The following is a 14,379-nucleotide window of genomic DNA, read 5'->3' as shown; positions in this document are numbered from 1 at the left end:
GCCACAGGAGGGACGACATGTCCGACGACATCTACCGCGACCGGAATCCCGGCGCTGGCGGCGAAACCCATCAGATCGCCGAGGGCGACACCCCGGTCTTGACCACCCAGCAGGGCGTGCCGGTCGCCGACGACCAGAACACGCTGCGGGTGGGCGCGCGCGGCCCCGCCCTCCTGGAAGACTTCCACTTCCGCGAGAAGATCTTCCACTTCGACCACGAGCGCATCCCGGAGCGGGTCGTCCACGCCCGCGGCTTCGGCGTGCACGGCTACTTCGAGACCACCGAGAGCCTGGCCGACCTCACCCGCGCCGATCTCTTCCAGCGCGCCGGCGAGCGCACGCCGGTCTTCGTCCGCTTCTCGACCGTGGCGGGCAACAAGGGGTCCTTCGACCTCGCCCGAGACGTCCGTGGCTTCGCCGTGAAGTTCTACACGAAGGAAGGCAACTGGGACCTGGTCGGCAACAACATCCCGGTCTTCTTCATCCAGGACGCGATGAAGTTCCCCGACGTGGTCCACGCCGCCAAGCAGGAGCCCGATCGCGGCTTCCCGCAGGCCCAGACCGCGCACGACAACTTCTGGGACTTCATCACCCTGACGCCCGAGTCCATGCACATGGTCATGTGGATCATGTCGGACCGCACCATCCCGCGGTCGTTCCGGTTCATGGAAGGCTTCGGGGTCCACACCTTCCGGTTCATCACCGATGACGGCCGCTCGACCTTCGTGAAGTTCCACTGGAAGCCGAAGCTCGGCCTGCAGTCCGTGATGTGGAACGAGGCCGTGAAGATCAACGGCGCCGATCCGGACTTCCACCGCCGCGACCTCTGGGACGCCATCACCCTGGGCGATCCGCCGGAGTGGGAGCTCGGCGTCCAGGTGTTCGACGACGCCTTCGCCGACAGCTTCGAGTTCGACATCCTCGACTCCACGAAGATCATCCCCGAGGAGCTCGTGCCGGTCCGCGTCGTCGGGCGTCTGGTGCTGGACCGGGTGGTCGACAACTTCTTCGCCGAGACCGAGCAGGTCGCCTTCTGCACCCAGAACGTCGTGCCCGGCATCGGTTTCACCAACGACCCGCTGCTGCAGGGCCGCAACTTCTCGTACCTCGACACCCAGCTGAAGCGGCTGGGCAGCCCCAACTTCACCCACATCCCGATCAACCAGCCCCGCGGATGCCCGGTGATGAACTTCCAGCAGGACGGCCACATGGCCATGCGCAACCCGTCGGGCCGCGTGAACTACGAGCCGAACAGCTGGGGCGGCCCACGTGAGAGTCCCGAGCGGGGCTACCGCCACTTCGCCGCGCCCGAGGCCGGCGACAAGCGGCAGATCCGGCCCGAGACGTTCGCCGACCACTACAGCCAGGCCCGGCAATTCTACGTCAGCCAGACCGGCGTGGAGCAGAAGCACATCGCCGACGCCCTCGTCTTCGAGCTCAGCAAGTGCGAGCGCGAGGACATCCGGGCGCGCATGGTCTCGCACCTGCGCAACATCGACGAGGGTCTCGCGGCGCGGGTGGCCGACGGGCTCGGCCTGGCGGAGATCCCGACCGCCGCGCCGCCCGCGGCGCCGGTGATCCAGGACCTCCCGGCCTCTGACCCGCTCAGCATCCTGAAGCGGCCGCCGCCCAGTTTCCGCGGCCGCAAGGTGGGCATCCTCATCGCGGACGGCTCCGACGCCGACCTGCTCGAGGCGCTCGTCGACGCGATCGAAGCCGAGGGCGCCATCTACGAGCTGATCGCCCCCAAGGTCGGCGGCGCGCGGCTCAGCGACGGCTCGCTCCAGCCGGCGCAGCAGAAGATCGATGGCGGGCCGTCGGTGCTCTACGACGCCGTGGCGGTGATCGTCTCGGCCGAGGGCGCGGCGCTGCTCGGCATGGACAAGCCCGCCAAGGACTTCGTCAGCGACGCCTTCGCCCACTGCAAGGTGATCGGCCACACCGAGGCAGCGCTGCCGTTCTTCGAGCGGGCCGGGGTCATGGCGGCGGACCTCGACAGCGGCTTCGTGCCCCTGTCCGGCGACGACGACGCCGAGACGTTCGTGCAGGCCTGTCGCCAGCTCCGGGTCTGGACCCGCGAGCTGAAGACCGACCTCGACGCCGTGGCCTGAGCCTGCGCGGCCGCGGGCCTCGCGCCCGCGGCCGTCGTCACGCTGCGGCCTTCAGGCGCTGGCGGGCTTCCTGCTTCGCGCCGACCGCGTCGACGAGCCGGCCCGCCGCGCCCAGGCCGAACGTGGGCATGCCGCCGTAGATCGCTTCGTAGCGCCCGGGCGCGACCAGGTAGGTCTCGTGCCAGATGCCGACGTCGCCATCCATGCCCACGGTCCGGTAGAAGCTGCGCCAGGCCGGCATGTGCTCGTGGTCCTCGGCGCGGGCGTAGGCCTCCAGATGTTCGAAGCTGCGCCAGTACTGCACGGTCATGACGTCCGGGAATCCGTTGAAGTCCTGCGCGTGCAGCAGGCCCAGCTCCGAGCGGGCTTCCAGTTCGCTGCGCATCCTTCGCATCGCCGCGGCGACGGGTCGCCACTTCCAGATCTTCCACGGCCGCAGGATGCGGGCGCCGATCAGGAAGACCACGAACTCGCCCTCCAGCTCGGCGCACATCCGCGCCTTGTTGATGCCGCCCATATCGCCCTCGCTGCCCGGTTCTCCCTTGCGGCTACCGCCCGGCGCCGGCGTTTGGATGTGCCCTTGAGGCCACGCGCGCAGGGAGAAGGCCGCCCAAGCTGAAGCTGGCCTTGCCGTCCCGCGACGCCGGCGCCAGTCTCCACGCCTCTTTGAAAACCCGAGCTTGCCAGCCATGGACCGCCCCGCGGGCCAGGCGCCCGCGGAGTCTCGGGGGCGCACGAGCCCTTTCCGCACCGATCTCGACACCCTCCTGAAGCTTTCGGGACCGGTTGTCCTGTCGCGCCTCGGCATCATGGCCATGGGGCTCACCGACGCCATCGTCGTCGGCCGCTTCTCCGCGCGCGAGCTCGGCTACCACGCGCTGGGCTGGGCGCCGACCAGCGTGGTGCTGACCGCCGTGGTGGGCCTGCTGACCGGCGTCCAGGTGATGACCGCGCGCCGGATCGGGGAGGGACGCCGCGACCTCACCGGGGCGGTGCTCAGGCGCGGCCTGGCCTACGCCTTCTGGCTGGGCCTGGTGTCGGCCGTGATCCTGGCCGTCGGCGGCCCGCCGTTCATGCACGTGATCGGACTCGAGAAGGACCTCGCCGACGGCGCCAGCCGGGTGCTGCTGGTCTTCTCGCTGTCGCTGCCGGGCTATGCGATCAGCGTCGCCTGCGCCTTCTGGCTCGAGGGCCTGTCCCGCCCCGGGCCGGCCGCCTGGTTCATGTGGGCGGCCAACGTCGTGAACCTGGCGCTGAACCTGCTGCTGGTGCCGGGAACCTTCGACCTGCCGGCCATGGGCGCGGTCGGCGGGGCCTGGGCGACCATGGGCGCTCGGACCTTCCTGGCGCTGATCAGCGTGGCCTTCATCCTGCGCATGGCCGAAGCCCGCGCGCTCGGCGTCTTCGACCGGCCCGAGCGCGACCGGCCGGCCGAGATCGAGCAGCGGCGCATCGGCTACGGCGCGGGGATCTCCAACTTCTTCGAGGTCGCCGCCTTCGCCAGCCTCAACGTGATCGCCGGCTGGATCAGCGCGCTCACCGTCGCGGCGTGGACGATCGTCCTCAACGTCGCCGCCATCGTCTTCATGGTGCCCCTGGGCCTGGCCACCGGCGCCGCGGTCCTCGTGGGCAAGGCCTACGGCGCCCGCGATCCCGCCGCCGTGACCCGGGCCGGCGTCGTCTCCTTCGCCGTGACCTTCGCTTTCGGCGTCGCGATCTCGCTCGCCATCTGGCCCGCCGCCGGCCTGATCTCGGGCGCCTACACGACCGATCCCGCGACCCTGGCGATCGCCATTCCCGCCCTGGCGCTGGCCTGCCTCTTCTTCGCGCCCGACGCGCTGCAGGTGGTGGCCGCCCAGTCGCTGCGCGCCCGCGGCGACGTCTGGGTTCCCACGATCACCCACCTCACCAGCTACATCCTGGTGATGATGCCGCTGGCCTGGTTCCTGGCGATCCCGATGGGGCAGGGGATCCTCGGCATGACCTGGGCCGTGATCGCCGCCAGCTTCCTGTCGGGCGCGCTGCTGCTGGGCCGCTTCTGGCTGCTGAGCCGCCGGCCGCTCTAGCGCCTCAACGACGCAGCGGCCCGGGCAGGGCGAAGGCCACCACCTGGTCGCCCGGCTTGGTCCCGCTCTTCCCGTGGCCGCCGGCGGCGATGACCACGTACTGCCGGCCCTTCCAGACGTAGGTCATCGGCGTCGCCTGGCCCCCGGCCGGCAGCCGGCCCTTCCACAGCTCGCGCCCCGTCGCGCCGTCGAACGCGCGTAGGTAGTTGTCCATCGCCGCGCCGATGAACACGAGCCCGCTCGCCGTGGCGATCGGCCCGCCGAAGCCGGGGACCCCGATGTCGCCCAGCAGCAGCTGCGAGCCCGGCGCGAGGTCCCGCGTGGTCCCCAGCGGGACCTCCCACAGCACCTTGCCGGTGCGCATGTCCACGGCGTGCAGCTGCCCCCAGGGCGGCGGGTTGCAGGGCAGCCCCAGCGGCGAGCGCAGCACCTCGCGCTTCATGCCGTAGGGCGCGCCCCGCTGGGCCGAGACCTCGGTGTCCATCTCGGCCTGCTGGGTGGCCTTCACCTTGTCCGCGGGGATCAGCGTCACGAGGTGCAGCGCGCTGGAGGTGTTCACATAGACCACCTGCCGGCCGGCGTCGAAGGCCAGCCCGCCCCAGTTCATGCCCCCGCCGGTGAACGGGTACAGGATCGTCCCCTGCAGCGACGGCGGCGTATAGATCCCCTCGCGCCGGGCGCCCTCGATCAGCCTGCGGCACGCGCCGCGGTCCCAGGGCGTCAGTCCGTAGGCGTCCTCGGGCGCGATCTCCATCGGGCTCAGCGGCCGCGGCGCCGCCGGGAAGGGCTGCGTCGGCGACAGCGGCTCGCCCGGGGCGCCGCCCTGCGGGACGCGGCGCTCCTCCACCGGGATCACGGGCGCGCCGGTCTCCCGCGCCAGGGTGAAGATCAGCCCCTGCTTGGTGGCCTGGATGACCGCCGGCGTGGCGCGCCCGCCGTAGGCCACGTCGCCCAGGGTCGGCTGGGCCGGGACGTCGTAGTCCCAGACGTCGTGGTGCGTCGTCTGGAAGCTCCAGCGCGGCTGGCCGGTCGCGGCGTCCACGGCCACCACCGAATTGGCCATGCCGTTGTTCCCCGGCCGCAGGCCGCCGAAGAAGTCCGGGCTCGCGCTCGAGGTGGGCAGGAAGACGAGGCCGCGCGCCGGGTCCGCCGACATGGGCGCCCAGACGTTGGCCGCGCCCGCCTTCACGCCCGGCCCGGCGCCCGCCAGCGGATCGAAGGCCCAGCGCGGCGCCCCGGTGCGCGCGTCGTAGGCCCGCACCACGCCCGAGATCTCCTCCACCCGCTGGTTGTCGTCGATCGACGAGCCCACCACCACGACGCCGTTCACCACCACCGGCGGCGAGGTGATCTGCATCTGGCCCTTGCGCTCTAAGAGGACGCCCAGGCCCACGTCCACGGTCCCGCCCTTGCCGAAGCCGGGGCAGGGGGCGCCGGTCGCCGCGTCCAGCGCGATCAGCCGCCGGTCCACCGTGGGCAGGAACACCCGCGCCGCGCAGGCCGCGCCCGCCGGCGCCTCGGGGTCGCGCCAGAAGGTCACGCCGCGGCAGACGTTGTCGTTGGGGTAGCGGACCGTCGGGTCCACCTTTGGGTCGTGCCGCCAGATCTCGCGGCCCGTCCCCGGATCGAGCGCCGCCGCCAGGTTGAACTGCGAGCAGATGTAGAGCCGGCCCTCGGCCAGGATCGGCGTGTTCTCGAACGCCGCGTGCTCGATCTCCGCGCCGTTCCGCGCCAGCTCGCCGGTCGAGTAGGTCCAGGCGACCTTCAGTCCCGCCACGTTCGCCGGCGTGATCTGCGCCGCGGACGAGTACCGCTGCCCGCCCGCGTCGCCGCCGTAGTAGGGCCAGTCCGCTTCGGGCGCGGCCGCGACCGCCGCGCTCGGGCGTGGCGCGCACGCGGCGATTGCGAGTAGGCTGACGGCGGCGCAGGTCGCGGCGCATCGGGTCAGGACGGTCATGGCGAAATCCGAAGGGCAGGCGATGGCGGCGATGGAACATCGCGCCGCCCTCGTGCGCCAGCCGGGCCGGGACGAACGGCTCGCGGCCAGGGACGAACCGCCCGGGGCGGGGCTGGAAGGCCTCCTGCGCGGGATCGACGGCGACACCGTCCGCGGGCTCCTGCTGTCCTGGGCCATCGGGATGTCGGTGGTGGCCGTCATCATCCTCTTCAACGTGCTCACCCGCCGCCATGACTTTCCCGGGCAGCCCATCGCCGAAGTCGTGGTCCTGGAAGGCTCCAGCCTGGTGAGCATGGCGCCGGCCCTGCTGATCGCGGGGCTGGCGGCGCTCTGGATCCGGCGCTCCCGGCCGTCGCCGCTCCGGATGGCCGCGGGGCTCGCCCTGGCGTTCGCGCCCTTCGCGCTGGTCCACATCGGCGGCTTCGTGCTCATCCGCCAGGCGGCCTACGCCGCGGCGGACGCCCGCTACCACTTCACACCGCTCGGGCAGGAACTGGCCTATGAGCTGGCCAAGGACGCGCCCGGGTTCGCGGTTTCGGTGTTCCTGTTCTGGGTGACCCTGGGCTGGATCCTGCGCCCGGCCGCGCTTCCCGCGCCCGCAACGCCCGCCACCTTCGACATCCGCGACGGCGCGCGTCTCATCCGCGTTCCGGTGCAGGCGATTGTCGCGATCCGTTCCGCCGGCAACTACGCCGAGTTCCTGATCGACGACGGCCGGCGGCCGCTGATGCGGACCGCGCTGGGCGGGCTCGAGACCCTCATGTCGCCGCTGGGCTTCGTGCGCACCCACCGCTCCTGGCTGGTGAACGCCGCGCGGGTGACGGGCCTGGCGCCGGAGGGGTCGGGCGACTACGCCGTCGAGATCGGCGAGCTCCGCATCCCCCTGTCGCGCCGCTACCGGACGGCGCTGCAGCGGCTGCGGGCCGGCTAACCTACATGCCCGCGCCCAGGATCCAGCCTTCCTCGCGCTCGGCGTCCAGGACCGCGTCGGCCGCGGCGCCCTTCGGCGGCGCGAACAGGGCGCCCAGCTTGCCGGCCTCGTCCAGGCGCGCGAAGTGCTCGGCGGTGGTGCGCACCTGGGTCAGGTCCTTCACCTCGCCCGGGGCGCCCTGCGGCTTCAGCATCGAGGGGTAGACCTCGGCCGCCACCACGTCGACGCCCGCCAGGTCCGCCTCGGTCAGCGCCTTGAAGCCCGTCTCGAAGGGCCACGCCTTGAAGCCCTCGCCGCGCGCCGCCTTCAGCCGCCGCACGAACGGGATGCCCAGGATCGCCTGACCGCCCACCGAGCCGTTGTAGTAGAGCTTCCAGATCGACGCCGCGCCCTTCGCCGCCAGGTCGGCGTGGCGGAACTCGGGCAGGTCGTCGGGCCCGTGGTTGCGGGTGCGCTTCGGCTGCAGCGTGGTCAGCGCGTCCTTGGGCGGGCAGCCCCAGAACGGGAACGGCCCGCCGGTCAGCCGCCGGTTGACCTCCGAGCCGACGCCGAAGCGGTTGTTCGTGTTGTCGGGCTTGTCCTTCACCATCTTGGCCAGCTGGTCCCAGGTGGCCTGCCACGGCGCCTCGCCGGGCAGCTTCAGCGCCGCCGCGAACCCCCGCGGGAAGCCCAGCGGAAAGTCGAAGCCCAGCAGGCAGCGCTCGTTGCGCTTCTTCAGGTCGTCCAGGATCGCCGTCAGCCGCGTCTCGGCCTCGGCCCGCGTCGCCGGGTTGAAGCTCTCGAACGCCATCCGGAAGCGGATGTCGCGCTTCAGAACGCCGATCCAGATCGAGTCCGCGCCGGTGGTCGGCTTCGCCGCGGCGCTCCAGTCGACGATCACATAGGCGCTGAACAGGCGCGGCACGGGCGGAAACTCCAGACCTTGGGGGAGGACCGCAGCGTTTTACGCCCTAACCACCCAGCGTCCAGCAAGAACCGCCCACCGCGCCGAGAAGGCGGCGAAGCCGCAATGTTGAACCGCGAACCATCGCGAACCAGCGCCAACAGGGAGTCATGCGCCTCTCACGGCTTGCTCCTGTGTCCGCTGCCGTTCGCGCTGGTTCGCGATGGTTCGCGGTCTATTCCCTCCGCAGAACCAGCCGTTCGACCGTCGTTTTGGGATATGCCCCGAAGTTGACGAGCAGTCCCACCTCCATCCCGGTGGCCTTGAGGTAGTTCAGCACCTGCGCCCGGTGCTCGGGAGCCGTCTCTCGCGCGACCTTCAGTTCGACGACGATCGCGTCGAAGCAGGTGAAGTCCGGGATGTAGGTCTGCTTGAGAACACGGTCCTTGTAGGTGAGCCTCAGACTGGGCGTCGCCCGGAACGTGATCTCCCGTGTCTCGAACTCGTAGCCCAGGCATTCCTGGTAGACTGCCTCCAGGAATCCTCGGCCCAGGGCGCGATTCACTTCGAAGATCGCGCCCTGGATCCGGAAGACCTCATCCTTGAGGATAAGGTCAGGACGGTCGTCGGCTTCCATGCGGCGAGCATAGCGCCGCCGCGCGATGTGAACAATACGGGAACGCCTACCCCAGCTTCACCAGCATCTTGCCCAGGTTCTCGCCCTTGAAGAGGCCCAGGAAGGCGTCGGGGGCTTTTTCGATGCCTTCGAAGACCGTCTCCTTCCAGGTGACCTTGCCGTCCTTCACCCAGCCCGACAGGTCCTTCAGGAACGCCGGCATCATGTCCCAGTGGGTCGAGACGATGAAGCCCTCCATCCGCAGCTGCTTGCCCACCATCAGCACCAGGTTGCGCGGGCCGGGGGGCATCTCGGTGGCGTTGTACATTGAGATCGCGCCGCACAGCGCGAAGCGCGCGAACGGGCGCGCCGCCGTCAGCGCCGCCTCCAGGTGCTCGCCGCCCACGTTGTCGAAATAGACGTCGATGCCGGACGGCGCGGCCTTCATCAGCGCCGCCGTCAGGTCCTTCTCGGCCTTGTAGTCGATGACCTGGTCGGCCCCGATCGACTTCAGGAACGCCACCTTCTCGGGCCCGCCCGCCGAGGCGATCACCGTGTGGCCCTTGGCCTTGGCGATCTGCACCACCATCGAACCGACGGCGCCCGCGCCGCCCGAGACGAACACCACGTCGCCGTCCTTCAGCGCCGCCACCTTCAGCAGGCCCGCATAGGCCGTCAGCCCCGGCATCCCGGCCGCGCCCAGGAACGCCTGCGGCGGCAGGCCCATGGGGTCCAGCTTCTGCACCTGGGCGGCGGGAGCGTTGAAGCCCTCGCGCCAGCCGAAGCCCGACTGCACCAGGTCGCCCGGCTTGAAGTTTGGATCGCCCGAGGCCGTGACCTCGCCGACCGCCCCGCCGTCCATGGCCTTCCCGAGCTGGAACGGCGGCGTATAGCTCTGCACGTCGTTCATGCGGCCGCGCATGTAGGGGTCGACGGTCATCCAGGTGTTGCGCACCTGCACCTCGCCCGGGCCCGGCGCCGGCAGCTCCACGCTGGCCAGCTCGAAATTGGCGGCGGTGGGCATGCCGCTGGGCCGGCTCTTCAGGCGGATCTCGCGAACCGTGGTCATGATGCGTCTCCCTATCTTCAAACGGTTGTATGACCTCGGGCGGGTGGCGTCGAGCCGGCGGCGCGTGTTACGGCCGCGCCCATGAGCTTGCGCGGCGGCGTCATCGGGGCAGGGGTGTTTGGCGGCTACCACGCGCGGCAGTACGCGCGGCTGCCCGACGTGACCTTCGCCGGCGTCTTCGACGTGCATCCCGACCGCGCGGCCGCGGTCGCCATGCCGCTCGGCGGCCGCGCCTTCGCCGACCTGGACCAGCTTCTCGCCGAGGTCGACGTGGTCACCGTGGCCTCGCCCGCCAGCGTCCACGCCGGGCAGGCCCTGGCGGCGATCGCCGCCGGCAAGCACGTCTACGTGGAGAAGCCCATCGCCGTGGGCGTCGCCGACGCCGAGCGGGTCCGCGCCGCCGCCGACCGCGCCGGCGTCGTCGTCGCCTGCGGGCACCAGGAACGCGTGGTGTTCCAGGCCATGGGCCTGCTCGACGCCATGGAACAGCCGCTGCTGCTGGAAGCCGTGCGCCACGGCCCGCCCTCCGAGCGCAGCCGCGACGTGTCGGCCGTGCTCGACCTGATGGTCCACGACATCGACCTGGCGCTCGCCATCGCCGCCGGGGACGCCGTCACCGCCGAGGCCGAGGGCGCCCGCGCCGCCGACGGGGTCTGGGACCAGGTCCGCGCCGAGGCCACCTTCGAGGGCGGCTTCACGGCCGTCTTCGACGTCTCGCGCATGGCCGAGGCCCGCCACCGCACCATGCGGGTGGTCTATCCCTCGGGCGAGGTCGCCATCGACTTCGTGGCCCGCACCTTCCGCAACACGACGCCGTTCCCGCTGAACCCCGACTTCGCCGACACCCCCGCCGCGCGCGACCCGCTGGGCGCCAGCGTCGAGGGCTTCCTCCAGGCGGTCCGGGGCGCCGCGCCGCGCCCCGTGGTGACCGCCGCCGAGGCCATCGCCGCCCTCGACCTCGCCGTGGCCGTGGAACAGGCGTTGGAGGACGCAGGGTAACGGCGTTAGCGTCCCGGCCACGAAGCCCGGAGGCCCCATGACCAGCGCCCACGACTACACGTTCGACGCCATCGCCGGCGGCCCGCTGCCGCTCGCCACCTTCAAGGACAAGGTGGTCCTGGTGGTGAACACCGCCTCGAAATGCGGCCTCACCCCCCAGTACAACGGCCTGGAGCAGCTCTACACCGACTACAAGGACAAGGGCCTCGTGGTCCTGGGCGTGCCCTGCAACCAGTTCATGGGCCAGGAGCCGGGCAGCGAGAAGGAGATCGAGACCTTCTGCGCCACGACCTTCGGCATCGACTTCCCCATGACCGCCAAGGTCGACGTGAAGGAGGCCGGCCGCCACCCGTTCTACGAATGGGTGGAACAGCAGCTCGGCGAGCCGGCCGTCCCGGTGTGGAACTTCCACAAGATCCTGATCGGCAAGGACGGCGAAGCGCTGCAGGCCTTCGGCCCCCGCACCGAACCCCAGGACCCCGCCCTCGTCGCCGCCATCGAAAAGGCCCTGTAGCCCAGCCCACGGCTCGTCCGCGGGATGACGGTGGCTTGTCGCGCGGGCTATGGCCGATGAAGGTGAGGGGGTGGCCCAATCCCCTTTAACCGCAGAGATCGCGGAGGATTCGCGGAGGGCGCGGAGATCTCTGCGCTCTCTGCGTACTTCTCTGCGTCCTCCGCGGTTCAATCGAGCGCCTACGGCGCCCGCACGCAAGGCCGTGAGCCCTATGCGATAGCCCAGCTCCGTCATCCCGCGGCTCGTCCGCGGAACCTATGCCGGCGGCCACGTAGGCGCTGAGCGGTCCTGCCAAGCCGGCCAACTCAAAGCCGGCGGAGACATGGATCCCGCGGACAAGCCGCGGGATGACGGTGGGTATTCGGGCGGGCTATCGCCGATGAAGGCGAGGGGCGGTGGCCCCGCCCCGTCTAACCGCAGAAATCGCGGAGGATGCGCGGAGGGCGCAGAGGCCTCTGCGCTCTCTGCGTTCTCCTCCGCGTCCTCCGCGGTTCAATCGAGCCCCTGCGAGCTCGCCGCCCTGCCCAGCCCCGTCATCCCGCGGCTCGTCCGCGGGACCCATGCCGGCGGCCACGCGGGCGTCTCCGAGCGGTCCTGTCACGCCGGCTACCTCACAGCCGGCGGAAACATGGATCCCGCGGACAAGCCGCGGGATGACGGTGGGTTTTGCGAGGCCCGAAAGCAAAGATGCTCCCCCCTGGGGGAGCTCGCGAAGCGAGAGGGGGGACGGCCGCCAGGTTTGACTCCCTACGCCGCATGTTCTACATTTGTTCTATGTCGTCGCCCGACCCGCGCCTTGCGATGCTCGCCCGGATGCGCGAGCCCGCCCTAGAGCTGGGCTGCGCCGTGGCCGAGGCGGCCAAGGCGTCGGTGGTGGGTGACGCACGGTTCTTCGGCCTGACCGAGCTCTACCTCAAGTGCTTCGCGGCGGTGCGCCTGTCGATCGCCCTGGAGCTGCGGCTCGAGCGTGAGGCGCGGCTCGCATCGCGCGCCGCGCCGGACGGCCCCCTGGCCGGCCGGGACGCGGACCTGGAATCCACCCCCGAACCGGCGCGGCTCGACAGCGACCTGGCCGGCGAGCGCGAGCGTGAGACCGCCAGCTTCCCGCTGCTGCTTCGGACCCTGGAAGGGGTGGTGGACGAGGCGGCGAGCCTCGTGACGCCCGAGCCCGCCGAACTTCCGACCCTGCGCGATCTCATGGCCCGTCTTCAGGGGCCGCGCGCGGAGGCGCCCGCCCGCCCGTCGCGCGACCTGCGCGCCCGTCTCTCCGGATCGGCGTCAGTGGCGGTCCTGCCCCGGCCGGTCCTGACGCCGTCGCAGCCGGGCGGCCGCGCCACGGGGCCGCCCCGCGGCTGACCCGTCGCGTCCGCGGGCTGCTCGCCCGTCAGCTATCCATCCACGTCCACGACGATCCGGCCGCGCACCTTGCCGTCCAGGATGTCTCCCGCCAGTCGCGGCAGGTCCGCGAGCGTGGCGCGGCTTGTCATGGCCGACAGCCTGGCGAGGTCCAGGTCGCGGGCCAGGCGGTCCCAGGCCTCGACCCGGTCGGGCGCCGGGCGCATCACGCTATCGATCCCCGCCAGCACCACGCCGCGCAGGATGAAGGGCGCCACCGAGGCCGGCAGGTCCAGGCCCTGGGCCAGGCCGCAGGCGGTGACCACCCCGCCGTAGCGCGTCTGCGAGAGCACATTGGCCAGGGTGTGGCTGCCCACCGCGTCCACCGCGCCGGCCCAGCGCTCCTTGCCGAGCGGGCGGGCGGGACCCTGGAACTCGGCGGCGTCGATCACCTCGGCGGCGCCGAGACCCGTCAGGTAGGCGCCTTCGCTCTCCTTCCGCCGCGACGAGGCGACGACGCGGTAGCCCAGCTTCGCCAAGAGGGCGATCGCCACGCTGCCGACCCCGCCGGCCGCGCCGGTCACCAGGACGTCGCCCCTGTCGGGCGTGACGCCCTGCTTCTCCAGGGCCAGCACGCACAGCATGGCGGTGTAGCCTGCCGTGCCGATGGCCATGGCCTGGGCGGTGGTCAGGCCCTGCGGCAGCTTCACCAGCCAGTCGCCCCTGACCCGGGCGCGCTGGGCATAGCCCCCGTGGTGCGTCTCGCCCACGCCCCAGCCGTTCAGGACCACCCGGTCGCCGGGCGCGAAGCCGGCATGGCTCGAGCTCTCCACCACGCCCGCGAAGTCGATCCCCGGGATCAGCGGCCAGACCCGCACCACCGGCGAGCGGCCGGTCAGGGCCAGCCCGTCCTTGAAGTTGATCGTCGAGTGTTCGACGCGGACGGTGACGTCGCCGTCCATCAGGTCGGCCGGGGTCAGGTCCTCGAGGCGGGCCTCCTGGCCGGCGTCGGTCTTGTGCAGGCGCAGCGCGCGGAACGTATCGCTCATGCCGTCTTCTCCTCCGGGCGCCCCGGCGTCAGTCCATGCCGCTCGCCGCGCCGGCCGCGCACGGCCAGGTCCACGGTGAGCAGGCGCCGCTCGCCGGCCACGCGCATCTCGTTCCCAGGCATCCACATCATCGCCACGTAGTCGCCCAGCGAGTCCTCGACGGCGCGGCTGAAGCCCTGCGCGTCCTGCGCCTTGTTCATCTGCAGCTTGGCGAAGCGGAGATAGCCGGGGTCGTTCTCGGCCACCCGGCGCGCCCAGGCGAAGGTCTCGCGCTCCAGGTCCGCGCTCGGCAGCACCCGGTTCACGAAGCCGGCCTCGCGGGCCTCCTCGGCGCCGATGAACCGGCTCTCGAAGCACAGCTCCTTCGCCCGCCGGATGCCGATGTCCCAGGGGATCGACATGTACTCCACGAACCCGGGCAGGAACTGGGCGTCGTCCGCCGCGAAGACCACGTCCATGGCCGCGGCCAGCATCCAGCCCGCATAGATGCAGTAGCCCTCGACCATGGCCACGGTCGGCTTCTCGAAGTTCCGCCACTTGAGCAGCAGGTCGAGGTTGTAGGTCTTGAAGGCGTCGTAGTGCCGGATCCCGCCCTTTCCGATCTTGGCGTCCCGGTAGGCCGCCCCCTCCGGCGTCCCCAGGTCGTGGCCGGTGGAGAAGACGCCGCCCGCGCCGCGCACCAGCACGATCCGGACCTCGGGGTCGAGGCGCGCCAGGTCGAAGGCCTGGTCGATCTCGTCCAGCATCCGCCAGCTCTGGGCGTTGCGATACTGCGGCCGGTTGAGCGTGATCACGCCGACGCCGTCCTCGACGGCGTACTGGATATCCTGGAATTCCACGATCTTCCTC

The 14,379-nt window shown here is 71.3% G+C and carries 13 protein-coding genes; 6 read left to right on the top strand and 7 right to left on the bottom strand.

Annotated features, from left to right (window positions below):
* The first annotated feature begins 17 nt into the window (after nucleotides 1–17).
* A complete protein-coding gene (locus tag AC2D8W_RS02335; RefSeq protein WP_484670156.1) occupies nucleotides 18–2,111 on the top strand; it encodes a catalase in 2,094 nt (697 codons plus the stop codon).
* Between the two features lie 37 nt (nucleotides 2,112–2,148).
* Here the strand turns inward: AC2D8W_RS02335 and AC2D8W_RS02330 are convergent, their stop codons facing one another.
* On the bottom strand, nucleotides 2,149–2,628 hold the full coding sequence (locus tag AC2D8W_RS02330; RefSeq protein ID WP_484670155.1) for a DUF4188 domain-containing protein: 480 nt from the start codon (nucleotides 2,626–2,628) through the stop codon (nucleotides 2,149–2,151).
* Nucleotides 2,629–2,800: 172 nt separating this feature from the next.
* On the opposite strand from AC2D8W_RS02330, the gene AC2D8W_RS02325 reads away from it, so the two are divergent.
* Entirely contained in the window at nucleotides 2,801–4,177 is a 1,377-nt protein-coding gene (locus tag AC2D8W_RS02325) for an MATE family efflux transporter (RefSeq protein ID WP_293482224.1), read from the top strand.
* 4 nt (nucleotides 4,178–4,181) lie between these two features.
* Here AC2D8W_RS02325 and AC2D8W_RS02320 read toward each other — a convergent pair whose 3' ends face one another.
* Nucleotides 4,182–6,134 (bottom strand): pyrroloquinoline quinone-dependent dehydrogenase, encoded by a 1,953-nt coding sequence (locus AC2D8W_RS02320; protein ID WP_484670154.1) that lies wholly within the window; start codon nucleotides 6,132–6,134, stop codon nucleotides 4,182–4,184.
* On the opposite strand from AC2D8W_RS02320, the gene AC2D8W_RS02315 reads away from it, so the two are divergent.
* The gene (locus AC2D8W_RS02315; protein WP_484670153.1) at nucleotides 6,133–7,065 is read left to right on the top strand and encodes a LytTR family DNA-binding domain-containing protein; all 933 of its coding nucleotides are present in this window, start codon (nucleotides 6,133–6,135) and stop codon (nucleotides 7,063–7,065) included. The genes AC2D8W_RS02320 and AC2D8W_RS02315 overlap by 2 nt on opposite strands.
* A gap of 1 nt (nucleotide 7,066) precedes the next feature.
* Here AC2D8W_RS02315 and AC2D8W_RS02310 read toward each other — a convergent pair whose 3' ends face one another.
* From AC2D8W_RS02310 to AC2D8W_RS02300, 3 genes are all read right to left on the bottom strand, one after another.
* Nucleotides 7,067–7,969, bottom strand: a complete 903-nt coding sequence (locus AC2D8W_RS02310; protein ID WP_484670152.1) for a cobalamin biosynthesis protein CbiG — start codon at nucleotides 7,967–7,969, stop codon at nucleotides 7,067–7,069.
* Between the two features lie 214 nt (nucleotides 7,970–8,183).
* A complete protein-coding gene (locus AC2D8W_RS02305) occupies nucleotides 8,184–8,585 on the bottom strand; it encodes a GxxExxY protein (RefSeq protein ID WP_484670151.1) in 402 nt (133 codons plus the stop codon).
* Between the two features lie 46 nt (nucleotides 8,586–8,631).
* Nucleotides 8,632–9,633, bottom strand: a complete 1,002-nt coding sequence (locus AC2D8W_RS02300) for an NADP-dependent oxidoreductase (protein WP_293482228.1) — start codon at nucleotides 9,631–9,633, stop codon at nucleotides 8,632–8,634.
* A gap of 81 nt (nucleotides 9,634–9,714) precedes the next feature.
* Here AC2D8W_RS02300 and AC2D8W_RS02295 point away from each other — a divergent pair, with 81 nt between their 5' ends.
* From AC2D8W_RS02295 to AC2D8W_RS02285, 3 genes are all read left to right on the top strand, one after another.
* Nucleotides 9,715–10,632 carry a Gfo/Idh/MocA family protein gene (locus tag AC2D8W_RS02295; protein WP_484670150.1) on the top strand — a complete coding sequence of 306 codons (918 nt, stop codon included), beginning with the start codon at nucleotides 9,715–9,717 and terminating at the stop codon, nucleotides 10,630–10,632.
* A 37-nt stretch (nucleotides 10,633–10,669) separates the two neighbouring features.
* Complete coding sequence (locus AC2D8W_RS02290) at nucleotides 10,670–11,146, top strand: glutathione peroxidase (protein ID WP_484670149.1); 477 nt, start codon at nucleotides 10,670–10,672, stop codon at nucleotides 11,144–11,146.
* 774 nt (nucleotides 11,147–11,920) lie between these two features.
* On the top strand, nucleotides 11,921–12,502 hold the full coding sequence (locus AC2D8W_RS02285) for a hypothetical protein (protein WP_484670148.1): 582 nt from the start codon (nucleotides 11,921–11,923) through the stop codon (nucleotides 12,500–12,502).
* A gap of 32 nt (nucleotides 12,503–12,534) precedes the next feature.
* On the opposite strand, the gene acuI is transcribed toward AC2D8W_RS02285, so the two are convergent.
* Nucleotides 12,535–13,530, bottom strand: a complete 996-nt coding sequence (gene acuI, locus AC2D8W_RS02280; RefSeq protein WP_484670147.1) for an acrylyl-CoA reductase (NADPH) — start codon at nucleotides 13,528–13,530, stop codon at nucleotides 12,535–12,537.
* Nucleotides 13,527–14,369 (bottom strand): enoyl-CoA hydratase-related protein, encoded by an 843-nt coding sequence (locus tag AC2D8W_RS02275; protein WP_484670146.1) that lies wholly within the window; start codon nucleotides 14,367–14,369, stop codon nucleotides 13,527–13,529. Before AC2D8W_RS02275 ends, acuI begins: the two co-directional genes overlap by 4 nt.
* Between the last annotated feature and the right edge of the window lie 10 nt (nucleotides 14,370–14,379).

It is taken from the genome of Phenylobacterium sp. T106, assembly GCF_057219735.1.
The sequence above is the reverse complement of the archived record's forward strand: the minus strand, read 5'-3'. Positions and strand labels throughout refer to the sequence as shown.

Coding starts and splice junctions, on each gene's coding strand:
- AC2D8W_RS02305 (WP_484670151.1), bottom strand. CDS start 8,585: ATGGAAGCCGACGACCGTCCTGACCTTATCCTCAAGGATGAGGTCTTC.
- AC2D8W_RS02330 (WP_484670155.1), bottom strand. CDS start 2,628: ATGGGCGGCATCAACAAGGCGCGGATGTGCGCCGAGCTGGAGGGCGAG.
- AC2D8W_RS02325 (WP_293482224.1), top strand. CDS start 2,801: ATGGACCGCCCCGCGGGCCAGGCGCCCGCGGAGTCTCGGGGGCGCACG.
- AC2D8W_RS02320 (WP_484670154.1), bottom strand. CDS start 6,134: ATGACCGTCCTGACCCGATGCGCCGCGACCTGCGCCGCCGTCAGCCTA.
- AC2D8W_RS02300 (WP_293482228.1), bottom strand. CDS start 9,633: ATGACCACGGTTCGCGAGATCCGCCTGAAGAGCCGGCCCAGCGGCATG.
- acuI (WP_484670147.1), bottom strand. CDS start 13,530: ATGAGCGATACGTTCCGCGCGCTGCGCCTGCACAAGACCGACGCCGGC.
- AC2D8W_RS02290 (WP_484670149.1), top strand. CDS start 10,670: ATGACCAGCGCCCACGACTACACGTTCGACGCCATCGCCGGCGGCCCG.
- AC2D8W_RS02285 (WP_484670148.1), top strand. CDS start 11,921: ATGTCGTCGCCCGACCCGCGCCTTGCGATGCTCGCCCGGATGCGCGAG.
- AC2D8W_RS02315 (WP_484670153.1), top strand. CDS start 6,133: ATGGCGAAATCCGAAGGGCAGGCGATGGCGGCGATGGAACATCGCGCC.
- AC2D8W_RS02335 (WP_484670156.1), top strand. CDS start 18: ATGTCCGACGACATCTACCGCGACCGGAATCCCGGCGCTGGCGGCGAA.
- AC2D8W_RS02295 (WP_484670150.1), top strand. CDS start 9,715: ATGAGCTTGCGCGGCGGCGTCATCGGGGCAGGGGTGTTTGGCGGCTAC.